Origin of the sequence: Belliella buryatensis, assembly GCF_900188245.1 — a bacterium.
GTDB lineage: Bacteria > Bacteroidota > Bacteroidia > Cytophagales > Cyclobacteriaceae > Belliella > Belliella buryatensis.
In genome coordinates, this window is sequence record NZ_FZOK01000010.1 from 149719 (window position 1) to 175862 (window position 26144).

Sequence of the window (26144 nt, forward strand, 5' to 3'; positions counted from 1 at the left end):
TTAGTTAACCCCTACACCTCCTTCTTCATAATTTCCTTAGTTTTAAGCCATGCATTCATTCAAAAAGAACAGATTACTTTATTTATACCTATTCGGTACTACATTATCTTTTTTGACTTCCTGTGGAAATGAAGCGGATAAGGAAAATCAAAGTACATTAAACTATTCTATTGACACAGTTTCCATTGACTCCAAGGATAAAATTTTATTCTTACAGCGTGATTTATATACTTCAGCTTATTCGGAATTCGATGGGATGCTGTACAATTTCAACGACAAAACTAATCAGGTCGAACAAATCAATCTCAATACCTTAACAGTCGAAAAAGTCATTCCTTTTGAGCAAGAAGGCCCCAATGGTACAGGGTTTTGGACTTCTGATCTGAAGATTGCTTCTGAGCAACAGCTTTTTTTAGGGGGAGAACGCGCTGGAATCTATACCCTTGAAGGCAAATTACAACACAGATTCGATTGGTCTGCTATTGAAAAAGAGAAAGGAGGAATCTTGGCTGAAGAACGCGTATTCTATCAAGTGGTGAATCCCAACTTTCAACAGCAGGTTTTTGCCATTGTTGTGAATGACCATGCCAACACAGTTTCTCTTCGACAACTCGATAGCTCAGATGATTTCATTCAGTCCTACAACATTGATCCCAATGAAAACTACAAAACATACACCTTAGGTGATTTAAGCAATTACAACAAATGGGACCCAAGAGTCAATATTAAAAGTGTCAGGGATCATATCATTGTCTCCCACGAATATGCCAATGATTTTTATGTTTTGTATCCCGAAAAGGATTCTCTCATCTCCATACAGTACGATGCTCCAAACCTACCTTCAAAAGTTACTCCTACGACTGAAGGAGACCTAGTAAACTCCACAGAAGATAGGAAAAATGCGCTTAAAAACTATCGCAGTCAAATCGTATATGGCCATTTGGTTTTTGACAACACAAACAAGAAATACCTCAGATTATCGGCTTCTATCGACTATGGGGAAAAAGAAAGAGAAGAATATCTACTCCCAGAGATTGACAAGAGCACACTCTACATTTCATTTTTTGATGAAAACTTCAATCATCTCCTAGACCAAAAAATTCCTGAGATCAAAAAATCAGGAATCCCTAAATATTTTATCAAAGAAGGAGCCATTTGGATGTTCCTGAATTTAGATGATGAATTAAACTTTATCCGTATTCAGTTTTAATCATTGTTGGTTCAAGTCTTCTGACTTGGACCTCTTGCCATAGCTGTATTCAAACTGCATTCCTAGACAAACACTAACTTCTCGAAATTTGCCCCGACACCCCGGAATTCGAGACCCATTGGTTCAAGTCTTCTGACTTGGACCTCCATCCACCGCAGTTTTCAAACTGCATTCCTTGACAAACACTCACTTCTTGAATTTTGCCCTGACACCTCGGGTTTCGAGACCCAGATAATGTGATTAGCTATATGAAATATTTCTAGCAGTTGCCAGCAAAAAAATGGCTTTCCCAAAGCAGCTCAGGATTTTATCGTCTCTCAGCTTGCTATCAGTAAGCAATTTACGCTTTTAAAAGAAGAAATTGGAATAACATGATGCAAAGGAAATGTAAATTACAAACACTTGATTTAAAGTTAGCTGGCATGTTTTTACACTGATTTAATCAATTACCGATTGCTATTCCAAATTGTTTTCAATAGGTTTGAGTAAACTTTAGGGGTGTCCATTACGGACTGAGATCATACCCTACGAACCTGATGCAGTTAGTACTGCCGAAGGGAAAAGTGAAATAATACCTGCCTTTTCGCAAGGCTGTATTTTCGTTTTTTGATCCGTTGTTGCGGACCACTCCTGAAGTTATATGTTCAATCAAACAATTTCAAGGATGGATATTACCGTAAACAATGAACCGCTTCAAATTTCAGATTCCTGTTCTCTCTCACAATTATTGGAAGATCATATTCAGCTCAAAGCAGAAGGCATCGCTGTGGCTATCAACCAATCCGTGATCCCTAAAGAAAATTGGGGGAAAACCTTCATTGGTTCCGGTGATAACATCATTTTGATCAAAGCAACCCAAGGAGGATAAAACCACAGAAAGATGAAATCGAGCATGACGAGAACTTCACACACTGGAATGATTATAATGGCAAGATTCCATGTGACCTATGAAAACAAATTTTAAACACATGAAAACAGAACAGACACCTAACAACCAGAGCATTTCAACCAGTCCATTTCCTGCTTCCAAAAAAGTCTACTTAGACGGTCAGCTGAATGCAATCAAAGTTCCCGCAAGAGAGATTTCGCTCCACGATACCAAAGCCTTAATCAAAGGCGGCACTGCAAGCCAAAACCCACCCGTCACAGTCTATGACACCAGTGGACCCTACACAGACCCATCTTATCAGGTAAATCTTGAGAAGGGTTTGCCAAGGAATTTTGAAAAATGGACCCTCCGAAGAGGAGATGTGGAATACCTCGCTGATATCAGCTCAGATTATGGACAAAAAAGGAAAAATGATAGTAGCCTAAATGACATCCGTTTTCCCAACCTCAATAAACCTCTCAAAGCTAAATCAGGGAAAAATGTCTCTCAAATGCACTATGCCAAGCAGGGAATCATCACTCCTGAAATGGAATATGTAGCAATCAGGGAAAATCAAAGAATCGCTGAACTGGGAAAAAATGATATTGGCAACAAGGAGCTCCTACACCAACACCAAGGACAAAGCTTTGGTGCCAATACCCCAAAAGGCTTGATCACGCCAGAATTTGTAAGACAGGAAATTGCTTTGGGAAGGGCAGTGATCCCAGCAAATATCAATCACCCTGAAGTGGAACCTATGATCATAGGAAGAAACTTCCTGGTAAAAATCAACGCTAACATTGGAAACTCCGCGGTGAGCTCCAATATTGAAGAAGAGGTAGAAAAAGCAGTTTGGGCTTGCAGATGGGGAGCAGATACGATTATGGACCTTTCTACAGGAAAGAATATCCATGAAACCCGCGAATGGGTAATCAGGAACTCCCCCGTACCCATCGGAACTGTTCCGATTTATCAGGCTTTGGAAAAAGTAAACGGAAAGGCCGAGGATCTCACCTGGGAGCTGTTCAGGGATACTTTAATTGAGCAGGCTGAACAAGGAGTGGACTATTTCACTATCCATGCAGGGGTACTGTTGAGATACGTTCCCCTCACAGCCAAAAGAATGACGGGGATTGTTTCCCGAGGTGGTTCCATCATGGCGAAATGGTGCCTTGCGCATCACAAAGAGAATTTTCTCTACACCCATTTTGAAGAAATCTGTGAAATCATGAAAGCCTATAATGTCACTTTCTCTTTGGGTGATGGCTTGAGACCCGGTAGCATTGCTGATGCCAATGATGCAGCACAGTTTGGGGAACTTGAGACTTTGGGTGAACTCACAAAAATTGCCTGGAAACATGATGTACAGACAATCATAGAAGGGCCGGGTCATGTACCGATGCATTTGATCAAGGAAAATATGGAGAAGCAACTTGCCCATTGTGGTGAAGCCCCGTTTTATACTTTGGGGCCATTGACGACTGACATAGCACCTGGTTATGACCACATCACCTCTGCCATCGGAGCAGCTATGATTGGCTGGTATGGGACAGCCATGCTTTGCTATGTGACGCCTAAGGAACATCTAGGCCTTCCCAATAAAAAAGATGTCAAAGATGGGGTGATTACTTACAAAATAGCTGCGCATGCGGCAGATTTGGCAAAAGGCCATCCTGGAGCACAGTACAGAGACAATGCACTGAGCAAAGCCAGATTTGAATTCCGCTGGGAAGATCAGTTCAACCTTTCCCTTGATCCTGATACAGCCAAATCCTTTCACGATGAAACACTCCCTGCCGAAGGTGCCAAGATTGCACATTTCTGCTCCATGTGTGGTCCAAATTTCTGTTCCATGAAGATCACACAGGATGTAAGGAAATATGCGGCAGAGAATGACCTAGAGGAGTCTGAAGCGCTGGAAAAAGGGCTTCAGGAAAAAGCCAAGGAATTCGCTGAAAAAGGAAACCAAATTTACCTCTAATTGGAGCTAATCGTCATTTCATATCCGAAGCCAGTGCCCAACGAGGCCGACAACATCAATCTACTGATGGAGGCTGGTTTGGGCTTGTTTCATCTGCGGAAGCCTGAAAGTGATCTGGAATCTGTAGCCAATCTGCTCTCCCAAATTGACCCACAGTATTATGATAGGATAGCCATTCATCAGCATCACGGTTTAGCTGCCGAATTTGGACTCAAAAGATTGCATTTCACAGAAAATCATAGAGAGAAAGTAAGCCTCAAAGCTTTGCAGGAAATCAAGGGAAATGGATTGATCACCAGTACCTCTATCCATGACCTGTATTTACTGAACAGTCTAGATCAATTCGATTATACCTTCTTCAGCCCTGTATTTGACAGCATCTCCAAGCAGGGATACAGCAGTAGTTTGGAGAGTGGATTTAGACTTGAGAAGCCTATTGGTTCGCCGAAGGTTTTTGCGCTTGGTGGAGTGGAATTGAAAAATATCTCTCAGGTCAAATCAATGAAATTTGATGGAGCAGCTGTATTGGGAACAATTTGGAATCAGGAAGAGGAGGAAAGAATTGAGGTATTAAAAGGCTTAATGGAAACATGCAGGAATCTCTATTCTCGATAAGGGTTTTCATGTTGGCAGCAAAATATGAATATGGTAGCTACTAATTGATATGCCTATCCGCTTTCATACCAGTAGCTCTAGAAAATAAGAAATAAATCTCATAAAATCAGCTGTTGACCATCGACTGTTGACTGTTGTCCGTCGACTGTTGACTGATGACTGGTGACCCATCGACAAGCAACGATTCGCGTGATAATATTTGAAACATTTAAATACTAGTAAAATTGTGAATAATCATATAAACATATATGAAAAAAGAAATAAACAAACTCCAATACATCTCTCAGGAGAAGCCCTTCAATTCTCACCTTGAGTCTATCTTACATGCACTGGAGGCTGGTTGTAAATGGGTGCAGCTAAGACTGAAAAACCTGCAGGAACAGGAGGTTTTAGACATTGCCAAAGTCGCAAAACAACTGTGTACCGAGCATCAGGCGCTGTTGATCATCAATGATTATGTTACTGTAGCTAAAAAAGTAAATGCTGACGGAGTGCATATCGGACTCAATGACATGTCCGTCGCAGAAGCAAGAATGATTTTGGGAAGCGATAAAATTATCGGAGCCACCGCCAATACAATTGAGGATATACAAATGCACTTAAAGGCTGATCCTGATTACATCGGTGTAGGTCCATACAGATTTACCATGACCAAAGAAAAGCTAAGTCCTGTATTAGGACTGGAAGGCTTTCAAGTCATTATGGACAAATTGAAAAGCATGGATATCACTATCCCAATCATAGCTGTTGGAGGAATCACAGCTGATGATATCCCTGATTTGTTGAAAACAGGTGTCCATGGTGTAGCTATCTCAGGTGATATCAACCGGGCACCTGATATGAAAAGCAAAGTAGATGGGATTTATCAAATGCTGGAGATAGAAAATTAATAAAACAAGTATGGAACAAGTCATCAATAAATTAAAAATAGGAGAAGTTGAATTCAGTTCAAGACTTTTCACAGGCACTGGCAAATTCAGCGCTACAGAGCTGATGGAGCAATCTATTCTCGCATCAGGTTCAGAGCTAATCACAGTGGCATTGAAGAGGGTGGATATTAAAAATCAGGATCATGACAATTTACTGGGTAGGCTCAAGCATCCACATATTCAGCTACTTCCGAATACTTCTGGAGTTAGAAATGCCAAAGAAGCCATTTTTGCGGCACAGCTGGCTAGAGAGGCATTGGAAACCAACCTGATCAAACTGGAAATACACCCTGATCCCAAATATCTGATGCCGGACCCAATTGAAACCCTGATCGCAACTGAAGCATTGGCCAAGTTGGGATTTACCGTACTTCCATACATCCATGCAGATCCGGTACTCTGTAAAAGGCTGGAAGATGCGGGCACAGCAGCTGTAATGCCTCTGGGCTCTCCCATTGGAAGCAACAAGGGCCTGAAAACAATCGATTTCTTGGAAATAATCATTGAACAAAGTAAAGTACCGGTCGTTGTAGATGCCGGAATCGGAGCCCCGTCAGATGCTGCTAAAGCCATGGAAATAGGTGCTGACGCGGTACTAGTCAATACCGCAATCGCGGTTTCTCCTAATCCTGTAGCAATGGGATTGGCATTTAAGCTTGCCGTGGAAGCAGGGCACATGGCTTTCAAAGCAAAACTTGCTCCTCAACATTCCAACGCAATTCCAAGTAGTCCATTAACTTCCTTTCTCGATGTCTAGCTTCAAAGATCTATTCGATACCTATCACTGGGAGGATGTCAAAGCAAGTATTTACAGCAAAACCGAAACTGATGTCCTCAAGGCCTTACATGCCTCGAAAAGAGATTTGGAGGATTTCAAAGCGCTAATTTCTCCAGCAGCGGCGCCTTTTTTAGAAGAAATGGCGCAACTCAGTCAGCAGCTCAGCCAAAAAAGATTTGGAAGGACCATCCAACTCTATGTGCCGCTTTACTTGTCCAATGAATGTAATAATATCTGCACCTATTGCGGATTTAGCTTTGACAATAAAGTGAGGAGAAAAACACTTACTGAAAAGGAAATACTCCAAGAAGTCGAATCGATCAAAAAAATGGGCTATGACCATGTACTTTTGGTAACAGGTGAGGCTAACCAGACCGTACATGTGGATTATTTCAAAAAAGCAATGGAATTGGTTAACCCACACTTCGCCAATGTATCGATAGAAGTGCAGCCGCTAGAACAGGAAGAATACGAGGCTCTGATTCCACGCGGGCTTCATGCTGTTTTGGTCTATCAGGAAACCTACCATAGACAGGATTATAAAATGCATCATCCCAAAGGGAAAAAATCAAATTTTGATTACAGACTGGAAACCCCCGACAGACTTGGAAAAGCCGGAATCCATAAGATGGGATTGGGGGTACTGATTGGTTTAGAGGACTGGAGGACAGATTCGTTTTTCACGGCTCTTCATTTATCCTATTTGGAAAAAACCTACTGGCAAAGCAAATACAGCATTTCATTTCCAAGGCTACGACCATTTTCTGGAGGCTTGGAACCCAAAGTAGCCATGAATGATCGGGAATTGGTGCAATTGATCTGCGCCTACAGGATTTTCAATGAAGAAGTGGAACTTTCTATTTCTACCAGAGAATCTGAGCTTTTTCGAAACAACATCATCAAATTGGGCATCACTTCCATGAGTGCAGGCTCCAAAACCAATCCAGGGGGATATGCTGTAGAACCTGAAGCTTTGGAACAGTTTGAAATATCCGACGAGCGAAGCCCAGAAGCTATCGCCCTACTGATCAAGTCACAAGGTTACGAACCGGTTTGGAAAGACTGGGACAGTATCTTGAATTCAAAAGTTAATTACTGATGGCACAAGAATTGGAAATGAATCGCTACAGCAGGCAAATCATGCTGCCTGAATTTGGCCTAGGAGGTCAAATGAAATTAAAAAATGCCAAGATTTTGGTAATCGGTGCAGGTGGATTAGGTTGCCCTATCCTACAATACCTCGCAGCATCTGGAGTCGGCCACTTGGGAATAGTGGACAATGACCTGGTGGATATAAGCAACCTTCATCGACAAATCCTTTACCACACGACTGACATTGGCCTTGCCAAGGCGCCTACCGCAGCCAAGAAACTGGAGGCGCTCAACCCTTTTGTACAAACCAAAGTTTATGAAGTGCGCTTGGATTCAAGCAATGCCGAGGCTATTTTTCAGGGTTATGATTTGGTCATTGATGGCTCGGATAATTTCGCGACAAGGTATTTGGTCAATGATACCTGCGTGAAATTAGGTACTCCTTTAATATTTGGGTCTATTCTCAAATTTGAAGGGCAGGTGTCTGTTTTCAACTTCCAAAATGGTCCTCAATACAGAGATCTTTTTCCTGAGCCTCCGCCACGAGATGAAGTTCCCAACTGCTCTGACATTGGTGTAATAGGAATTCTCCCAGGCTTGATAGGCATGTATATGGCCAATGAAGCGATCAAGGTAATCTGTGGATTGGGCACAAGTCTGTCAGGAAAACTATTGCACATCAATTCGCTGACCAATACCACTAATATTTTTAACATTCCTAAAAATAAAACAGCATTAGTTTCAAATAAAAGCGCTGAAATACAAGCAGAAATCCCTGAAATGGATTATTCCACATTCCTTTCAGAACAAAAATCAGATCCTGATGCCATTATCATTCTGGATGTCAGGGAAAAGACAGCGTTTGAGTCCCATAATTTCGGAGGTATCAATATTCCTTTGCAGGAATTACCAAAAAGAGTAGGGGAGCTACCCGAAAACAAAAGGCTACTTGTATGCTGTCAAAGCGGCATAAGAAGTAAATCAGCAGTAAGCTTTCTGTTGAACAGATTCCGAGGAAACATTTTCAGCCTTTCAGGTGGAATAGGTTCAGCAAGGGAATGATAGTAGAGAAATAGAAACCTAAATCTCTGCCTTACTACTTACAACCACCTCAATTTTAAAATTATTAGTTTGATAACCTATACCTGGAAAATCATTGAGCTTCCTAGTAAATTCTAATTTCAACTTTATAAATCTATCTTCTTTTTCCCAAAAACAAGACTTCAGTAAGATGTGGGGTTCATCTATATCAGTATCGGTTGGTAATGGATCTCCATGCTTTTGGACAAAATCTTGGTATAAACTATTAAAATGCGCCACAAATTCAACCTCCTTTTTGTTGAGTTCTCTAAGTAACTCCACATTTTCATTGGCATTAAAACTGGGATTATAAAGTCCCCAATTGTAAATAATTACTGAGGCTGGTTTAGCTTTTTGATCAAATAGATACCAAACATGAAGGTCTAAAGGAAAACTAGAGGTCGGTCTTTTGTAAATTTCTCCCTTAGTTTTCCTGCTTTTCCCATCCTTTTCCAATGGATTAAAGTTTAAAATTAATTCCGCACTCCCTTCTAAAACACCCTTCATTGAAGCTTCTAACGTTTTGATTTCTTTTACATTAGGGAATTTCATCTCAGTGTTTACTTGAGCATTAAGGTCTAAATTGAAAAGTATTATTATAAGGAAAATAAAAGGAAAATTTGGCTTCATAGATTTTGTACTAGTAAACTTTAATATGACATGGATTTTTGAAAACTCAGCTTCATTTTTTTTGAAACTATCCGATCAAAATCCTAGAAATTTCGATCCGTTCTAGGTCTTAAATCTTGTTTCATTCATTTAATCTCTTGGTTCCATCCCTATTCATCAGATAAACCTAATTTTACTAGAAATGAGGCTTCTATTCAACCTTGGTCATTTCCAAAACAAGATTAGAATAAATGTCTGGAAATAACATGACTCCTTGCTGAATCACCGTAATCCTATTGGCATTTACATATGACCTCCTTGTTCTGTTATCAAACTCCACTTCATATTCACGATCTGATAATTTTAACTGCCATTTGCGAACACGATTAAATCCCATTCGCTCCATAGAAGAAGTAAGCTCATATTCATCTTCACCTTGTTGTTTAAAATTTCCTTCAAGGAAGCTAAACTGAACATTGTTGCTATCAAAAGAAAAATTCCCAAGCTCACCTTCAAAGCGCAAAACACTGTCCTGACTTGATGGAGAACTCCCAAATGTAATCATCACTTCATTTACCTCCCAATCTCCAATTAAACTATGGGTAGCCTCAGATTCATGATCAATACAAGAGAACAAAATCACAATTGTAGATAAACTTAAAAATTGAAGAATAATTCTGCCTTTTTTCATTTTTATGAAATTTAATACTCAATAATTTATTGAAATCTTCCCAAAATTAAAATATTACAGCCAAAATAGAGCTATCTTATTCAAAACGATTGAAGAACCTAGAGGTTTAATCATTAAAAAATTGATCCTCTATTTAATATTATAAGAACAGTTTCATGTTTGCTGATTGGACGGAATTAATAAAGAAATATGATTTCACAAAAAACACAACATCTCCAACGACAAACACTTAACGCACTTAACGTTTAACAGTCATCACTATCTAACTACAACCGTGTTCACCTGTGTTCATCCGTGATAATATAAATCAGTGTAATCTGCGTACCTGTCTCCCGCAAGTGAGGATCTGTGTGCTTGTCTCCCTTTAGGGAGGAGACTCAATCTTAAATCTTAAATCTCCTCTGATCCCTCGGGGCTAAAATCTTAAATCAAAACCGTGTTCACCTTTGTTCATCCGTGGTAAAATATATCAGTGAAATCTGCGCGAACCCTATTTCCCGATACAGAACTTACTAAAGATATTCGCCAACAAATCATCCGTCGTGATCTCGCCTGTAATCTCCCCAAGGTAGTGCAATGACCTACGGATATCCATCGCTAAGAAATCATTGGTCACTTCTGCATCCAATCCATTCAAAACATCCAGTAGCGATTCCCTAGTTTTTACCAAGGAATCATAATGCCTAATATTGGTGACGATGGTATTACCCGTCTTGAACTTATCCAAATTGACCAAGGCCAAGATCTGACTTTTTAGGTCTTCTAAATTCTCCTTTTGACCCGCCGAAATAAAAATAGTGTCAGGATGATTAATCTTTAATTCATTGACAAATTGATCATTAGCTTTATCTAGCTTATTCGCTACTTTAAGGAAAGGTACACCTAGATTTTCCAGTTTATTAATATCTCTATTGATCTCTACCATATCTGTATCTCCCAGATCAAATAGGTAAAGAATCAAGGAGGCGGTCTTCATTTTCTCCTGAGTTCGACTAACACCAATTGATTCGATCACATCAGTTGTCTCACGTAAACCTGCAGTATCGATAAATCTGAAGATTACCCCCCCAATATTGATTTCATCTTCAATAAAATCACGGGTGGTTCCTGCGATGTCCGAAACAATTGCCTTTTCTTCGTTAAGTAAAGCATTGAGCAGGGTAGATTTCCCAGCATTGGGCTTACCGGCAATCACGGTAGGTACCCCATTTTTGATCACATTGCCGAGATCAAAACTGCTGATCAGTTGCTCCACCACACGTAGGAGTTTCTCTACCAATATCCTCAAATCATCCCTGCTGGCAAACTCTACATCCTCTTCAGTAAAGTCTAGCTCCAATTCGATCATGGAAGCAAAGTGGATCAATTCTGCGCGAAGCTTTGAAATTTCTCCACTGAATCCTCCTCGCATTTGATTCAAAGCAGCCTGATGGGAAGTCTCAGAGTCGGCATGAATCAAGTCTGCCACAGCCTCAGCCTGTGCCAAGTCAAATTGACCATTCAAAAATGCTCGTTGGGTAAACTCACCCGGCTTAGCTGGTCTCGCCCCATTACGAATTAATAACTTGATGACTTGATTGACAATATAAGAAGAGCCATGGGTAGAAATCTCCACGGCATTTTCCTTGGTAAATGACTTTGGTGCTATAAATAAAGAAACCAAAACTTCATCTATAATCCGATCTCCATCTCTGATCGTGCCAAAATGTATGGTATGTGATTCCTGTTTCTCAAGGTCTTTTCCCTTAAAAATTCTATTACAAATCTTGATGGCATCTTTGCCAGAAAGTCTGATGACTGCAATAGCACCCACACCCTGTGGTGTTGCCAAGGCTACAATGGTGTCTTCTTTCTCGTGTAAACTGAACATCCTTACTTGGTAAATCGCTTCACTATACCTTCCAAACCTTCAATAAAAGGCTTTGGCTGTCTGTAGCCAGGCAATTGAGTAATATTCTCCATGGTGACATCCATGATAACAAAATTAGGATAGGAACTTACTCGCATGGTTTTGGCCATGCTAGCCTCAGTGTATTCTTTGCCTTTAAAAGTAAATTTTCTATCTTCCTTCTCTCCATGTAGTTTAACTGGGTAAAAATTAGCATTCACATAAGCAATGACCTCAGGATTTGTAAAAGTTTCTTTATCCATCTTCTTACACCAACCACACCAATCCGTGTATACATCTACCAAAATCATCCTCGGGTTTTCTTGAGTAGCTTTGGCAGCCTCCTCAAATTTCATCCATTTGATCTCCTCCTGCGCAAAAGCACTCAAACTAGCTAACAAAAACAAACAGATGATCACACTCAATTTTTTCATAATTCAAATTTAACTATTTCTACCCAATCCTTTCCAAAACGACTTCAATTCCGAGTAAGTTCAAAGGTCGTTGTACAAAGTCCCAAGAACAAAGCCCAAAACTTTCAACTTTATCCCCAATTTTACAATCCTGATGCCTGGGGTCAAGTTCTTCCAATCTCCCCAACTTTTAAACTTTCTAACCTTTAATCCCTTACTGTATCACCAAAATATTCCCAGCTACATCCTTGGACATGAAGATCGTCTTTTTGTTATCTACCAATATTTCGATAGAACCATCAAACTCGACCTTTTCCAAAACTTTGATTCTGGCACCGATATAGGCGCCAACTTTATCCAAATATCTTAAAAACGCTGCACTGCTATCCTTTACTGCCACAATCTGTCCAGTACCATCTAGTTCTATTTCATTGAGCGGAACTCTTGGGCGAGAGCGAACATCTCCAAACTCATCGGGAATGGGATCACCATGGGGATCAAACTTTGGAAAACCCAAATATTCATCCAGTCTTTGAATGAGGGTAGGGGACTGCACATGCTCCAATTCATCAGCTACCTCTGCTACCTCGTCCCAAGAAAACCGCAACTTTTCAACCAAAAACACTTCCCATAGCCTATGCTTTCTAATGGTCCTCAAGGCTAATTTTTTCCCCTCTTCAGTAATATGCACCCCATAGTATTTACGGTAATCTATCACCGTCTTTTCTCCGAGTTTGCGGAGCATATCGCTGACAGATGCCGGCTTGATTTTCATCCAAGTGGAAATGTCATTGGTGGAAGTACTCCTCTTCCCAGCCTCTGTCAATTCATAAATGGCCTTCAAATAATTCTCTTCTGCGTAAGTCAACTTGATCATATATATCTAACGAATGGGAGGACAAAGATAAGGTTTTAGCCAACACTAAAAAATAATTTAATACAGGCTAAAACAAATGTGGATAAGTCATAAATGAATGTTTGTAGTATATTAGGACATCCTTATTTTTATTTTAGCCTTATCTAAAAAGAACACAACGAATTCAAATTCAACATACTAATTCATCTATATCTTGATTGTATTACAATTGATGTTTCCAAGCAAAGTTTCCAATTACTGAAAAGTAGTTTCCTTGAAAAGGAAATTTACTTGTTTTCAATAATTGATGTGGATAAGCTATGCAGTTTATAAACAGCAAGGGTTAGAGCAATTCCAAGGTTATTTATCAATTATTTTTTCATCCTATTGACTATTTAGTTTTTTAATCTATTTTTAACTAAAAAATCATTATCATACATGAAAAAAGTAATCCTATTAGTATTGACCTTAGGCTTAGGGATAAGCTTGCAGGCACAACAAAGCTCTAATCCTTATGAAGGAATGCTGAGCTTTGGAAGTGGTCAGTTCTTTCAAAATGGCAAGCGACTAAAAATGGCTGAGGTGATACAACTCACTAAAGTCAATGAAGAGGCAAACAATCTGGCTCGTAAAGCAAGAACCAATCAAATCATGTCAGGTGTGATGGCCTATCCCGGTTCATTTGCCATAGGCTGGGGTTTAGGTGGTGCACTAGCTGGTGCTCCAATCGAGTGGGGTTGGGTAGGAGCAGGAGCTGGTTTAATAGGCGCTGGAATTTTATTTCAAGTAGCTTACAGTAAAAATGCCCAACTTGTTACTGAAGTTTACAATGCAAATATGCCTTATGCATCTAATTATAGACCTTTACAACTAGCCTTTGGAGTACAAAGAAATGGACTTGGCTTATCACTTAATTTCTGATAAAAAATAAATGCTTTATAAATTGGGCTTTTCTTTAAAGTAAAAGCTATTAGTTGCTTTCCAAATCTATTTACTCGTCTATCAGATTTAGCATTGTGCCTTGGAGCCTTTGTGGCATCAACAATATATTTAAAGTCACAGAGACTCTAAGGGACATAGCGCTTTTTTAAATTCACCTCAATAAGCTTTTGTAAAGCCTCATGTTCCTGCGCTTTCCAATAAGCACTTTTCACAATTCCTTTTTCAAAAAAAGTAGAGCTAGTAATACTATCAATTACTTGGGGAATATTGCTCAAATCACAAAAATCAACTTCAAGTCCCGCTTTATGTTGATTTGCGATTGACTTCCATTTTTCATTCGGTGAATGTAAAAATGGCTTACCCATCGCCAAACACTCATACATTTTACTAGGAATTTTGGGACTGATACTTGGAATTTGATAATAGGGAAGGAGCACCAAGTCTGCTCGATCATAAGCTTTCAATATCCGATCATAAGCGATAGGGGTACGAGAAATCTCCAAATCAACATGAGGGATGGATGTATTAACTCGAATCATTTCCTCACCATAGTTGGGAATAGTAACATGACCAATCACATGAAGACTTGCTGTTGGATATTGCTGAACAAACTCCCCAAACCACCTCATGGCACCTATAATACCATAAACTTCCGTCAAAGTACCTGAAATCAAAAAACGCAAGGGCTGATCTAATTCAAAACATTTTGGTTTGACTTCTCTATATGCACCTGTAAATTTATTTTCTAAAATCACAGCATCTACCAACTTGGGAATTTCAGCTTTGTAGCAAGTTTCTGCTAGGATATATTGGTCTATAAATGGCCTTGAACAAAATTCAAGAAACTGAATCAAAGGTGAAATCAAGAAATGTAAAGGCTTGGATACACTTCTATTAAAGCGAATATTAAGACTATGATTTTCTTGTATATCATAAATCAATTTACTGTTTTTTAATACTTTGTAAATCACCGCGGGAATAAGTAACTCATAGGTAGTTACTATAATGAGCTTTGGTTTGATTTTTTTTAACAAGCGAAGGAACTTATAAGCTACAAATAGCCTTTTTAAAGCTGTTCTATCGCTTTCATAGAGACTGTAGAAATAAATATCCTTTTGATCATCCTCTTTTTTTGTAGAAAATCCTATGATGTTAAGATGGTATTTATTTGTTTCACGCAGCGAAAGCGCCATCCGGTAAAAAGCCCTAGAATCCTTCAAGGGTTTTAGTAGGGAAGCGATGACAATCCTTGTTTTTTCCATTACCGGAATATTCATTGTATAAAAGCGAAACTAACAAAAAATATGGACTTAAAGACGATCATTGAAAGTGCTTGGGATAACCGAGAAATGTTGAAAGAAAAGGATGTCGAAATTGCTATTAAATCTGTGATTTCTGATCTTGATACTGGAAAACTAAGAGTAGCTGAACCTCAGACAGATGGTTCTTGGAAAGTCAATGATTGGGTAAAGAAGGCAGTAATCCTTTATTTCCCTATCCAAAAAATGCACACCATCGAGGTTGGACCTTTTGAGTTTCATGATAAAATGGCACTCAAAACCAATTATGCCAAGCAAGGTGTCAGGGTAGTACCACATGCAGTTGCAAGATATGGCGCATATCTCGCCTCAGGTGTAGTGATGATGCCCTCTTATGTAAACATAGGTGCTTTTGTGGACAGTGGCACAATGGTTGATACCTGGGCTACAGTAGGCTCTTGTGCTCAAATTGGCAAGAATGTTCACCTGAGCGGTGGAGTTGGTATCGGTGGCGTATTGGAACCAGTGCAAGCGGCTCCAGTAATTGTGGAAGATGGTGCATTTATCGGTTCGAGAGCGATTATAGTAGAGGGAGTCAGAATTGGAAAAGAAGCCGTAATAGGTGCAGGTGTTACCCTCACTGCAAGCTCCAAAATCATCGATGTAACTGGATCCGAGCCAAAAGAGTATAAAGGTTATGTCCCAGCGAGATCAGTGGTGATTCCAGGATCTTTGACCAAGAAATTCCCAGCAGGTGAATTCCAAGTTCCTTGTGCTTTGATTATCGGACAAAGAAAAGCTTCAACAGACTTAAAAACATCTCTAAATGATGCTTTAAGAGAAAATAATGTTGCCGTCTGATGACAGGCAACCTCAAACCTATTTCAATACTTATGAATTACAAGATTAAAATCTTAGCAGTCTTAATTGCAATTTTCACTTTCTCAGCATGCGGAGAAACTTCTAATGATGGAGATGTCTATTATGCGGCTGGACAGTATCAAGAAGCCATCAAAGCCTATGATAATGTCTTGGCCACAAAACCAAAAAATGTCAAGGCACTTTACAACAGAGGGCGTGCTTACGAGGAATTAGGGGAACTTGATCAAGCTGAAAAGGACTTTATTGCAGCACTTGAAAATGACACAAAAAATATTCAAGTAATGCTAAGTCTTTCTAACCTTTATCAAAAAAAGAAAAACCACAACTCAGCTTTACTTTATGCCGACTACGCTGTAGAAGTTCCCGGTGCACCAGCCATGGCCTATTTTCTCAAAGCCAGAGCCTTGCATCAGTTGGGAAATACAGATGAAGCGTATAAAGAGTACAGTGCAGCCATCAAAATGGATAAAGAGTTTGGCCAAGCTTATTTCTATAGAGGCATTTTAAAATTAGCAACCAACAAAAGAAAATCCTCCGCCTGTGAGGATATCAATATGGCTGTCAAACTCAACTTTGAAGCTGCTGTAGAAGCACAAGAAAAGTATTGTAAATAAGTAAAATTACATGCAAACATAAAATTAAAAGGCAGCTGAATGATCAGTTGCCTTTTTTTTAGCTAGTAACAATTCTTATCAAGTACAAATAATCAAATGTAGCAGGTGCAGATCCCAAGGTTACTCAATCACCCAATCCCCAATAAATCAATCAACTATTCCCTAATAACCCAATCAACTAATCTCCATTAGCTCAATCAACTAACACAAAGTGTAATCGCTGAGAACTCCCCACTTTACTCAATTACCCAGTTACTCAATCACCCAATCCCAAAACAAGTTCTCCTAATCCAAAACTTTTAAAACTTCCAAATCTTCTAACTTTACTCAATGGCTCCTCATCCTATTGAAAACTGCCGAAAGATGCCTTGGCTCGTCTGCTTTATGATTGCAAATTTGGTCTGACTGTAGCTGTCCCACTCCTTGACATGTTCTACAAGTTCCAGACTCAATCTTAGTACCATCACAAATGGGACAAGTATGTCTGCCATCTCCACCACACTTATCACATTCGTGGTATTCTACAATATTGAAGACGTTTCTTTTGGTAATCAATCCCGAACCTACACACTTATTACAGCCAACTATTCCCTTTGCCTTACAGTAATTACAATCTTGCTCAATGTCTTTAGCCCCTTCACAAGTAAAACAGACTTGAAACTTATAGCCTCTTCGATCACACAACTGACAAGCTTTTATCTCGTTCAGAGGCTTTTCCAACATGGATTCCAATGCCTTAGCTTTTTCAAAATTCTCTCCTTTGAGTCCATTCAGTTCCAAATATTTATTGAGAAAGTTGGCACTATTATCATATTGCTTCAATTGAAACAAGGTTTCCGCAAAATAATAAGGCATTTCTGGAGGAATAGGTAGGTTTGACTCTATGATTTGCCTAAACAAGTTATTTGCCTTTTCAAAATCACCCTTATTCATCTCTGCTAAAGCATTATTCATCATTCTGGATGTACCTCCCAATGTCGGCTGAACTTGTGACATGGATACAGTAGACAAAAAACAAAGGAAAACCATCAATACATATGATTTGATCAATTTTGGGCTATTCATTGGGCTTTGACTCATTTTTATAAAATCATGTGGTTTGTATCGGCAAAATAATGACCTTTATGGCATAAATCAATTTCAAGCTAAACTTTAATTCCAAGTTCAATACTGGATTAACATGAAAACATGCTAAAAGTTGGAGTAATAGGAGCAGGGGCAGCTGGATTCTTTGCAGCCATACATCTCTCAAATCAACATGCAGAGGTAACAATCCTAGAAAAGACCTCAAAATCTTTAGCCAAAGTAAAGATATCAGGTGGTGGTAGGTGCAATGTTACACATGCAGCTCTAGAGCTCAACCACCTAGTTAAAAACTATCCTAGAGGAGAGAAATTTTTAAAAAAATCCTTTCAGCATTTTGCTGTAAAAGATACCATTGATTGGTTTGAAAGTAGGGGAGTGAAACTAAAAGTTGAAGCTGATGGACGAATGTTTCCCATTTCAAATGATTCTGAATCAATCATTCGAGCTTTGAAGGAGGAAGCATTAAAAAAACAAGTGACCATCAAATATCAATTTGGAGTCATCAAAATTAAATACAACTCCCGAAAGTTTGAATTGAGTAATGGTAAAGAAACCTTAACATTTGATAGATTAATCATCTGTACCGGAGGAAATCCTAAGCTAGAGGGCTTTGATTTCATCAAAGAATTAGGACATCAAATTCAGCCTCCAGTACCTTCCCTTTTTACTTTCAATACCCCCACAGAACCAATCAAAAGTCTTATGGGGATAGCAATGCCAGACGCACATGTCAAACTTGAAGGAACAAAACTTTCTTACCAAGGCCCACTTTTAATTACTCATTGGGGGATATCTGGTCCAGCGGTACTCAAGCTTTCAGCTTTTGGCGCCAGATGGCTGGCTGAGCAGACTTACAAAGCCAAAGCGCATATCAGATGGAATGCCTCTTGGACAGAAGAGAGTTTGGTACAAGATATCTCCCGCTTCAAAATAGCCCACCCAAAAAAGAAAGTAAGTACCAACCCATTGTTTGGAATTCCAGCCAGGTTATGGGAGCATCTAGTCTTTCGGGCAGAAATTACTGAGGCTGATCTGTGGAATGAGATATCAAAAAAGCATTTGAATAGATTAATCCAGAATCTTTTTTGCTATATTGTCGCAATCGAAGGGAAGACTACTTTCAAAGAGGAATTTGTGACAGCTGGTGGGGTATGTTTGAATGAAGTTAATCCTGAGACAATGGAGAGCAAAATCACACCCGGTTTGTTTTTCGCTGGCGAGGTATTGGACATTGATGGAATCACTGGAGGTTTTAACTTTCAGGCCGCTTGGACAACAGGATATATCGCTGGGAAACACGCTGATCAACCCAATAGTAATGAATAGAATTCCACCTGTTAATTTTGAACGAATTGACGAAATGGCTGAAGGTGATATGGAGTTCAGGAATGAACTTATCACTGCTATACACAATTCCTTACTAGAACTTAAGGAAAAGTATCTTGAAGGTTCTGAGGAAGAAAATATCGAAACTATCCAACAAATACGCCATAAAGTCAAGCCAACGCTAGCACTTTTCGAAATTGAAAAACTCAATGATATTGTCCTCAGTGGGAAAACTATCATTGAAGAAAATGGCTTTAAAGGAGCATTTCTAGCGCACTTAGAGGAATTCCTAGACGCTTGGCAAGAAGCATACGATTTTGTAAAAGAAAATCTTGATGAATAAAAAGTAAAAAAATGTGAGCTTTTGAGCTCACATTTTTATTTTTCTCACCAGGTCAACTAAACGATTGGAATAACCTGCTTCATTATCATACCAACCTACTATTTTAACCAAATTACCTTTTGCAGAGGTTAAACCAGAGTCAAATATACACGAATGTGGATTACCTATAATATCGATCGAAACTAGCGGGTCATCAGTGTATTCTACAATACCCTTCAAATTGCCATTTGACTCTTGTTCAAAAACTCGATTTACTTCCTCAGCTGTAGTCTCTCTATCCAACAATACAATTAGATCAGTCAAAGAACCATCCGGGACAGGTACACGCATGGCAGAAGCCTCAATTTTACCTTTCAATTCAGGCAATACAATTTCCATTGCCATCGCAGCATGTGTAGTCGTAGGAATAATAGAATAGGCTGCTGCTCTCGCTCTTCTCAAATCCCGATGCGGCGCATCATGTAAATTTTGATCGTTTGTGTAAGAATGTACTGTAGAAACATAGCCTTTTTGAATACCAAAATGATCATTCAAAACTTTTACCATAGGAGCCAAACAATTAGTCGTACAAGAAGCATTTGAAATGATTTGTTCATCTCCTGTAATGACATGGTCATTGACTCCTAGTACTACTGTAGGAACGGCTTCTGACTTGGAAGGTGCGGTTATGATCACCTTTTTTGCCCCTGCACTCAAATGCTTGGAAGCACCTTCAAGATCTGTAAACTTCCCCGTTGACTCCAAGACAATATCAACTCCTAAATCGGCCCAAGGAATCAATTCAGGATTCTTTTCAGCAAAAATTTTAATCAACTTTCCATTGATCCGTAAGTTTCCATCAGACTCTTCTACTCGATAAGGATATTTACCGTGGACAGAATCATATTGCAGTAAATGGGCCAAGGTAGAAGGGTCTGTGAGGTCATTCACTGCGACCAATTCAATATCAGGCTGTTCTAACAATAACTTGATAGTCAATCTTCCGATCCTACCACAACCATTGACAGCTACTCTCTTTTTATTCATTTGGGTATTCTGTTTTCAGGCCACGAAGTTAATAAACCTGAATTATAAAGACTACAAACAAAGTAGAATCGGGAAAGTTTCACTGCTAGAAGAAATCTGTACAAGTGCTTTCAATGAATTGAGAATGGAAGAAATAGAATGCTTACTGCTTTTAATGCGGCTAAATTCAACCTTTACATCTATACAAAATATTTTTCCCTTATTTTCAAGCTATTGGATTTCCTAACCAAATATTTTTTGGTCATGTTTTGCATTGTGAATTTAACCCTCTATATTTGCATCACCATTGAGAAAAAGGGTTAAATGATTCAAAAATGGTCCGTTCGTCTAGGGGTTAGGACGTATCCCTTTCACGGATAAAACACGGGTTCGATTCCCGTACGGACTACAAAATCTTTTAACCTTTTTTCTTTGTTTAAATGGTCCGTTCGTCTAGGGGTTAGGACGTATCCCTTTCACGGATAAAACACGGGTTCGATTCCCGTACGGACTACAACAAATTGATGTTTTTCATCGTTCAGATTGTTGAAAGGCTGTTTTATCAGCTTCACATGATGAATTTGTTTTATGGTTGTTAGTGGTTAAAGTGAGTGAAAATCCGGTCTTTTAGGCCGGATTTTTCATTTATACCCTTGTCATTCCAGCATCCATCAAGTCTATCCAAAGCTGCGAATACACCAAGGTTTTGATGTCTCCAAAACCTGACGCTGTATACGATTTTTCCAACTGCCCAAAGGTTAAATCCTTTTGGCCCTGCATTGGTTTCATGGCCTTTATATTTTCCACCAACCATTCGCCTCTTGCCAAGTCTACACTCAGTTCAAAACTTGAGTTTTTGTTTTCAAAAAGTAGCTTGCAATGCTTTGAATGTTTATTGCTTACTTCCACTTTCATTTCCGGTAAATTACCAATCCAAATCAATTTCGAATTTGTCTTGGCTTCCAAAGTATCAGGCTCGGATATAGACTTGAATACAAAATTGGATTTTACACTTGTCTTGGGCACTCTGAAATCAAACCATTCTTGAAGAGGAAAATCAAAGCACATCCCATGCATATAGTTAAAAAGTGCTTTTTTGAGTCCTGCACTATATAATTCATGGTCTGTCCCTTTAGGGTCTCCATGGCTTAGATCATTATCCGCAAATAAACCCTTTTCTGGACCAAGCTTGACAACACCAAATTTTTCGGGCTGCAAACCAATAGGGGCATGAGCAGTCATTGCAAATAAATGCCAAAATCCAGATTGAATCACATTGTTTTCAAACAACTGTCGAACCAACTCAAGACTATCTATCGTCTCTTGCGCAGTCTGAGTTGGAAAACCATACATCAAGTAAGCATGCACCATTATCCCTGATTCTGTAAAATTCCGAGCAACCCGTGCGACTTGTGCTACATTGACTCCCTTTTGCATCATTTCTAAAAGTCGGTCTGATGCCACTTCCAGTCCTCCAGAAACTGCAATACAGCCCGAAGCCTTAAGCAAGCGACACAAATCATACGTAAAACGCTCCTCAAATCTAATATTTGTCCACCAAGTGATACTTAGCTTCCTTCTCAATATTTCTATAGCTAACTCCCGCATCAAAGCAGGTGGTGCTGCTTCATCCACAAAGTGAAAACCCGTTTGTCCTGTCTGAGCTATCAATTCCTCAATCCTATCACAAATCAAAGCCGCCGAGACTGGTTCGTAATTCTTAATGTAATCCAAAGTAATGTCACAAAAAGAACACTTCTTCCAATAGCAACCATGGGCCATGGTTAATTTATTCCATCGGCCATCAGACCAAAGTCTATGCATAGGATTGACTACCTCGATCACAGAAAGGTACTTATCTAAATATAAATCTCTGTAATCAGGCGTACCAGTTTGGCTAAACGGTATATCTCTTTCCTTAGAGCCATTTAAGTAAGAAACTTCTCCATTTACCAATGCAAAGGTTCTCTTTAATGATCTAAGCTCGATCTGACCTTCCAAATAAGAGATCAAAGTCATCAAAGGGCGTTCACCATCATCTAAAGTAATAAAATCTACATATTTGAAAACTCGAGGATCTCCTAATGACCTCAACTCTGTATTGGGATAACCACCACCCATAGCTATCCTGACGGACGGATAGTGATTTTTTACATGCTGACCTATTCTCAATGCACCATATAGGTTGCCTGGGAATGGCACTGAAATACAAACCAAATCCGGTTGATTTATCTGGATAAGCCCATCAAGTTCTGCTATCAATACCTGATCCACATAGGACAATTCACCTTGTAACACCTGCTCTAATGGATCAAAATGAACAGCTGATCTTCCCAATCGCTCTGCATACCTACTAAAGCCAAAGTGAGGATCTAATGCCTCTTGAATCAAATCTCCGAGATCTTCTAAATATAAGGTAGCAAAATGCCTAGCCTTATCTTGTATTCCCATGGTACCAAATGCCCATTCGAGTTCATCAATGTGATCAAACCTTGAAGCTTGTGGAAGAAAATCTCCATCACAAATATTATATGCGATTGTCGGGTTCTTGAATTGTAAAAAATCAATAACAGGCGCAATTGTACACAAATAATCCTCCTTGAGCTTGAGAATCCTTTTTGAGTTAATACTCAACTTATTAACACCTTGTTTTTCAATGTTTTCAAAAACATCACTTAAACCTTTTGTGGAAAAAATCTTGAGAATTACATTCAACCCTAGATCGGCTTGAAAGGAATCTTTCCCTAGCGTATTTAGAAACCCCTTGATGTATGCTGTTGCAGGATATGGCGTGTTAAGTTGGGTAAATGGAGGCGTTAGTAATAATATTCGAGTTGACACAGGCAATGAAATTTGTCCAAAGTTCGTCAAATTATCTGAATTTCACTTCAAATTAAAAAGCCAAGCAAAAAAGCATTGCTTGGCTTTTCTATTTTGATAGCGGAAGGTGAAGTAAGTATACTTACTATCCAATCGGGATCCATTAGAAACTACGCTTTAAGATTTCATCACAATGCAAAATAACCTACATCTTATTCCCAAAGAAAATAGCATTGAGAAATAGCTTGTTAGTTCCAAACCAAGTTCCTCGGAAATTTGGATTGTCTACAAAGTGAATGACTTTCCCTCGACCAACTGAAGATACCAAGGCACTAGCACTTTGCTTGATCATCTCAAGGTTAGCTGGAGAAACATAGCCTCCTAACAATGGATCAGAGGTGTATCTTACTGGAGTCTGATAAGGGTCAGACGATGGTTTGAGAAAAATACTAGAGTTTCTATATACAGGCAGCTCTGATCGTCTAAATCCAAAGCCAAGCGGGTGGGTAGTGTCTAATTCTGCTAAATAAATACTTCCTCCAATAGCTTGGGCGCCCTGAATATCTCTTCTTGATGTAAAAGGCAAAAACTCAGCTTGCCGTTCTTTTCGCTCAACTTCCAAATAAGATTCCTGAACGATTCCCTGACTGATCAACCATTGACTCGCTGATCTCAATGATATAATTGTTCCACCTCGAGATAACCAATCTTTCAAATGATTGATTTGTCCTGTGGATAAAGAAGAGTAGTTTCCAGAAGGTAAAATCAGCGTAGTGTAATCGAAGAGGTTAACCCTTCCAAAACTGCTTAGATCTACCTTACTAATCGGCATATTTACTTTGCTGTCCAATAAATGCCAGATTTCTCCAGCTTCATATTGAGATGTCCCTTGGCCTATTAGCATCAGAACCTTAGGCACTTGAATTGCTGATACATTATTACTTCCCAAATCTATTCCTGTTTTGCTTAGGCCAGTCGATGTTGCAAATACATGCTGCCCAGTTACAAGAGCAGCTTTCTGAAGAACTTTTCTCAGTTCTTCATTATTCATAGACTGAAACCCTGTGGGTATGATTAAGCTACCGGCAGGGAATTCCATATCACCATGCTCAGTTGATGCTATAAAAGGAAGCATATTTGTCTCTACATGCACATCAGATTGCTGTATATGATGAAGGAATTTAGGTGCAAAATAATCAGACCAATTCACCAAGTAAGCCACATAATGACTTTCAGTTGGGAAATGAAGATCTGACTCTTTGACGTACTCTACAGGAGCTCCTTTAACTGAGGCTGTGGCTTGCGAAGCATACGGCATATCATAAGCCAGTGCCATAGTCCAAGCAGATGCATCATAAAAGACAGAGTCTGCAAACTCAGTCACCTTTTCAAACATGGTTCTTACCATTCTATACTGGGGCTGTACTGTCGGGACAATCCAGGATTTTCCTTTTTCATATCTTACTCCAAATAATGATATATCTTTATCATTTTCATAGACTTGTATACCATGATCTAAAAGAAGCTTTAAAAAAAGTTTGTTCTTTGACTCATCATACAAATCTCCAAAAATATAAGATTGAGCCTTATCCCTTTTGGCCTCTTCCAATGCGGATTGAAAAAACTCTCTCAAATAATCATGCATATAAATTCTTTCCTTGACACCAGCTTCCATGCTTGCAATTGAAATTTTTAGTTGATTTCTAATAGTAAAAGGAAAGGTGATATCGCCTCTTTGAGATTGCTGTACATGGCCTCTTGAACTTCCTTGCTCAAACACTAGCCCCAAACCTCCTTGTATATCTGGATAAGTCGATCCATACCCAGGGTAGGAGTTATCAAAAGTTTCTTTGGTCCAGTATAGGCTACCAATGTCATCTAATGCTTTGGCAAAATATGTAGCAAACTTATTGTTTATATCATCATAGTTCTTTCTTGGGACCACTGGATTTTCACTACCAAATGGCTTCGTAGGTTCAAAGAAGTAGGTGCTATTTGTCCCCATTTCATGGAAATCACCCACTACGTTAGGATACCATTGGTGGTACCATTTTATTTTACTCTGCGTTTCTACTTGTGCCAGTGGTAACCAATCACGGTTCAAGTCAAACCAATAGTGGTTTACTCGTCCACTAGGCCAGATTTCATTATGCTCTCTATCCAAAGGGTCTGAAACAGGAGGGAAGCCTTTGTGCATATTTGCCCAATTGGTATGTCTGTCTCTACCGTCTGGATTGATCGCTGGATCTATCATGACGATTGCATTTTCCCTGATTTCTTTTGCCTTTTCACTCTGAGAGGCTAGCAACCAATATGCGGTGAGCATTGAAGCTTCACCTCCAGAAGGTTCATTCCCATGAACACTATATGCCAAATTAATAATGGCTGGCATGGTAGATACATCTGGCTTTGGTTGATTGGGATCGACAAGCTGTAGGTGCTTTTGCCTGATGCTTTCAAGATTTTTAATATGATCAGATTTTCCGATGATTAGCACCACCAATGGACGAAGTTGATTTGTCTGATTTATAACTTGGAGTTCAGCCTTATCAGAAGCAGCAGCCAAAGCTTCAAAATAAGCAATCAGTCTATCATACCTGGTATGCCATTCTCCGATCTCGTAACCAAGAAAATCTTGAGGCTTTGGTACATCCGCTGAGAATATCTCGCCTGGGAAATAATATTCGTCTTGAGCAAATGCAGGCTTGACGATTAAGCAAATCAAGCCAATTAAGAGTAAGAATTGTTTCATCCGATTTATTTGTCTGGAATTTATTTTTTGAATTTACTACTAGAAACAATGGGATTCAAAAGGAAAATCCATCAATGGCTTCATTATTATAAATATTTCCTGTAG

Annotated in this window: 23 protein-coding genes, 2 tRNA genes and 1 riboswitch; of the genes, 15 read left to right on the forward strand and 10 right to left on the reverse strand. The window is 39.2% G+C overall.

Translation table 11 applies throughout. The annotated features are described in order from the left end of the window. Positions 1–49 precede the first annotated feature (49 nt). The 8 genes from CHB66_RS11615 to moeB all read left to right on the forward strand — a co-directional run bounded on the left by CHB66_RS11615 (position 50) and on the right by moeB (position 8535). Positions 50–1210, forward strand: coding sequence for a DUF4221 family protein (locus CHB66_RS11615; RefSeq protein ID WP_089241105.1), 1161 nt, complete (start codon positions 50–52; stop codon positions 1208–1210). A gap of 484 nt (positions 1211–1694) precedes the next feature. Next, a riboswitch (TPP riboswitch) is annotated at positions 1695–1787 on the forward strand. Between the two features lie 87 nt (positions 1788–1874). Further along, positions 1875–2078: a sulfur carrier protein ThiS gene (gene thiS / locus CHB66_RS11620; RefSeq protein ID WP_089241171.1), complete on the forward strand. Its 204-nt coding sequence runs from the start codon at positions 1875–1877 to the stop codon at positions 2076–2078. A 100-nt stretch (positions 2079–2178) separates the two neighbouring features. Further along, positions 2179–4059, forward strand: coding sequence for a phosphomethylpyrimidine synthase ThiC (gene thiC, locus CHB66_RS11625; protein ID WP_089241108.1), 1881 nt, complete (start codon positions 2179–2181; stop codon positions 4057–4059). Then, on the forward strand, positions 4060–4674 hold the full coding sequence (locus tag CHB66_RS11630) for a thiamine phosphate synthase (protein ID WP_089241110.1): 615 nt from the start codon (positions 4060–4062) through the stop codon (positions 4672–4674). 248 nt (positions 4675–4922) lie between these two features. Then, on the forward strand, positions 4923–5564 hold the full coding sequence (locus tag CHB66_RS11635) for a thiamine phosphate synthase (RefSeq protein ID WP_212668459.1): 642 nt from the start codon (positions 4923–4925) through the stop codon (positions 5562–5564). Positions 5565–5574: 10 nt separating this feature from the next. Further along, positions 5575–6360 carry a thiazole synthase gene (locus tag CHB66_RS11640; protein ID WP_089241112.1) on the forward strand — a complete coding sequence of 262 codons (786 nt, stop codon included), beginning with the start codon at positions 5575–5577 and terminating at the stop codon, positions 6358–6360. Next, positions 6353–7480, forward strand: coding sequence for a 2-iminoacetate synthase ThiH (thiH, locus tag CHB66_RS11645; protein WP_089241114.1), 1128 nt, complete (start codon positions 6353–6355; stop codon positions 7478–7480). Before CHB66_RS11640 ends, thiH begins: the two co-directional genes overlap by 8 nt. After that, positions 7480–8535: a HesA/MoeB/ThiF family protein gene (moeB, locus tag CHB66_RS11650; protein ID WP_245812720.1), complete on the forward strand. Its 1056-nt coding sequence runs from the start codon at positions 7480–7482 to the stop codon at positions 8533–8535. Before thiH ends, moeB begins: the two co-directional genes overlap by 1 nt. 18 nt (positions 8536–8553) lie before the next feature. On the opposite strand, the gene CHB66_RS11655 is transcribed toward moeB, so the two are convergent. From CHB66_RS11655 to CHB66_RS11675, 5 genes are all read right to left on the reverse strand, one after another. After that, on the reverse strand, positions 8554–9105 hold the full coding sequence (locus CHB66_RS11655) for a hypothetical protein (RefSeq protein ID WP_141107397.1): 552 nt from the start codon (positions 9103–9105) through the stop codon (positions 8554–8556). 268 nt (positions 9106–9373) lie between these two features. Beyond that, complete coding sequence (locus tag CHB66_RS11660; protein WP_089241118.1) at positions 9374–9853, reverse strand: hypothetical protein; 480 nt, start codon at positions 9851–9853, stop codon at positions 9374–9376. A 490-nt stretch (positions 9854–10343) separates the two neighbouring features. After that, positions 10344–11723, reverse strand: coding sequence for a tRNA uridine-5-carboxymethylaminomethyl(34) synthesis GTPase MnmE (gene mnmE / locus CHB66_RS11665; protein ID WP_089241120.1), 1380 nt, complete (start codon positions 11721–11723; stop codon positions 10344–10346). Positions 11724–11725: 2 nt separating this feature from the next. Further along, entirely contained in the window at positions 11726–12175 is a 450-nt protein-coding gene (locus CHB66_RS11670; RefSeq protein WP_089241122.1) for a thioredoxin family protein, read from the reverse strand. A 193-nt stretch (positions 12176–12368) separates the two neighbouring features. After that, positions 12369–13031 carry a metal-dependent transcriptional regulator gene (locus CHB66_RS11675; protein WP_089241124.1) on the reverse strand — a complete coding sequence of 221 codons (663 nt, stop codon included), beginning with the start codon at positions 13029–13031 and terminating at the stop codon, positions 12369–12371. Positions 13032–13448: 417 nt separating this feature from the next. Here CHB66_RS11675 and CHB66_RS11680 point away from each other — a divergent pair, with 417 nt between their 5' ends. Continuing rightward, on the forward strand, positions 13449–13931 hold the full coding sequence (locus CHB66_RS11680) for a hypothetical protein (RefSeq protein ID WP_089241126.1): 483 nt from the start codon (positions 13449–13451) through the stop codon (positions 13929–13931). 146 nt (positions 13932–14077) lie between these two features. Here CHB66_RS11680 and CHB66_RS11685 read toward each other — a convergent pair whose 3' ends face one another. Further along, on the reverse strand, positions 14078–15214 hold the full coding sequence (locus CHB66_RS11685; protein ID WP_141107398.1) for a glycosyltransferase family protein: 1137 nt from the start codon (positions 15212–15214) through the stop codon (positions 14078–14080). A 42-nt stretch (positions 15215–15256) separates the two neighbouring features. Here CHB66_RS11685 and CHB66_RS11690 point away from each other — a divergent pair, with 42 nt between their 5' ends. Together CHB66_RS11690 and CHB66_RS11695 are read left to right on the forward strand one after the other, a co-directional pair. Continuing rightward, entirely contained in the window at positions 15257–16072 is an 816-nt protein-coding gene (locus CHB66_RS11690) for a 2,3,4,5-tetrahydropyridine-2,6-dicarboxylate N-succinyltransferase (protein WP_089241130.1), read from the forward strand. 32 nt (positions 16073–16104) lie between these two features. Then, positions 16105–16707, forward strand: coding sequence for a tetratricopeptide repeat protein (locus CHB66_RS11695; RefSeq protein WP_089241177.1), 603 nt, complete (start codon positions 16105–16107; stop codon positions 16705–16707). A 327-nt stretch (positions 16708–17034) separates the two neighbouring features. On the opposite strand, the gene CHB66_RS11700 is transcribed toward CHB66_RS11695, so the two are convergent. Beyond that, positions 17035–17772, reverse strand: a complete 738-nt coding sequence (locus tag CHB66_RS11700) for an outer membrane protein assembly factor BamD (RefSeq protein ID WP_089241179.1) — start codon at positions 17770–17772, stop codon at positions 17035–17037. Positions 17773–17895: 123 nt separating this feature from the next. Here CHB66_RS11700 and CHB66_RS11705 point away from each other — a divergent pair, with 123 nt between their 5' ends. Both CHB66_RS11705 and CHB66_RS11710 read left to right on the forward strand, forming a co-directional pair. Then, positions 17896–19119: a BaiN/RdsA family NAD(P)/FAD-dependent oxidoreductase gene (locus CHB66_RS11705; RefSeq protein WP_089241132.1), complete on the forward strand. Its 1224-nt coding sequence runs from the start codon at positions 17896–17898 to the stop codon at positions 19117–19119. Next, a complete protein-coding gene (locus CHB66_RS11710) occupies positions 19112–19462 on the forward strand; it encodes a hypothetical protein (protein ID WP_089241134.1) in 351 nt (116 codons plus the stop codon). Before CHB66_RS11705 ends, CHB66_RS11710 begins: the two co-directional genes overlap by 8 nt. Before the next feature lie 27 nt (positions 19463–19489). Here the strand turns inward: CHB66_RS11710 and gap are convergent, their stop codons facing one another. Beyond that, on the reverse strand, positions 19490–20488 hold the full coding sequence (gene gap, locus CHB66_RS11715; RefSeq protein WP_089241136.1) for a type I glyceraldehyde-3-phosphate dehydrogenase: 999 nt from the start codon (positions 20486–20488) through the stop codon (positions 19490–19492). Positions 20489–20804: 316 nt separating this feature from the next. On the opposite strand from gap, the gene CHB66_RS11720 reads away from it, so the two are divergent. Together CHB66_RS11720 and CHB66_RS11725 are read left to right on the forward strand one after the other, a co-directional pair. Further along, positions 20805–20876, forward strand: a tRNA-Glu gene (locus tag CHB66_RS11720). Between the two features lie 33 nt (positions 20877–20909). After that, positions 20910–20981 (forward strand) — tRNA-Glu (locus tag CHB66_RS11725). Between the two features lie 131 nt (positions 20982–21112). On the opposite strand, the gene CHB66_RS11730 is transcribed toward CHB66_RS11725, so the two are convergent. Both CHB66_RS11730 and CHB66_RS11735 read right to left on the reverse strand, forming a co-directional pair. Further along, positions 21113–23308 (reverse strand): B12-binding domain-containing radical SAM protein, encoded by a 2196-nt coding sequence (locus CHB66_RS11730; protein ID WP_089241181.1) that lies wholly within the window; start codon positions 23306–23308, stop codon positions 21113–21115. 184 nt (positions 23309–23492) lie between these two features. Continuing rightward, positions 23493–26039 carry a M14 metallopeptidase family protein gene (locus CHB66_RS11735; RefSeq protein ID WP_089241138.1) on the reverse strand — a complete coding sequence of 849 codons (2547 nt, stop codon included), beginning with the start codon at positions 26037–26039 and terminating at the stop codon, positions 23493–23495. Between the last annotated feature and the right edge of the window lie 105 nt (positions 26040–26144).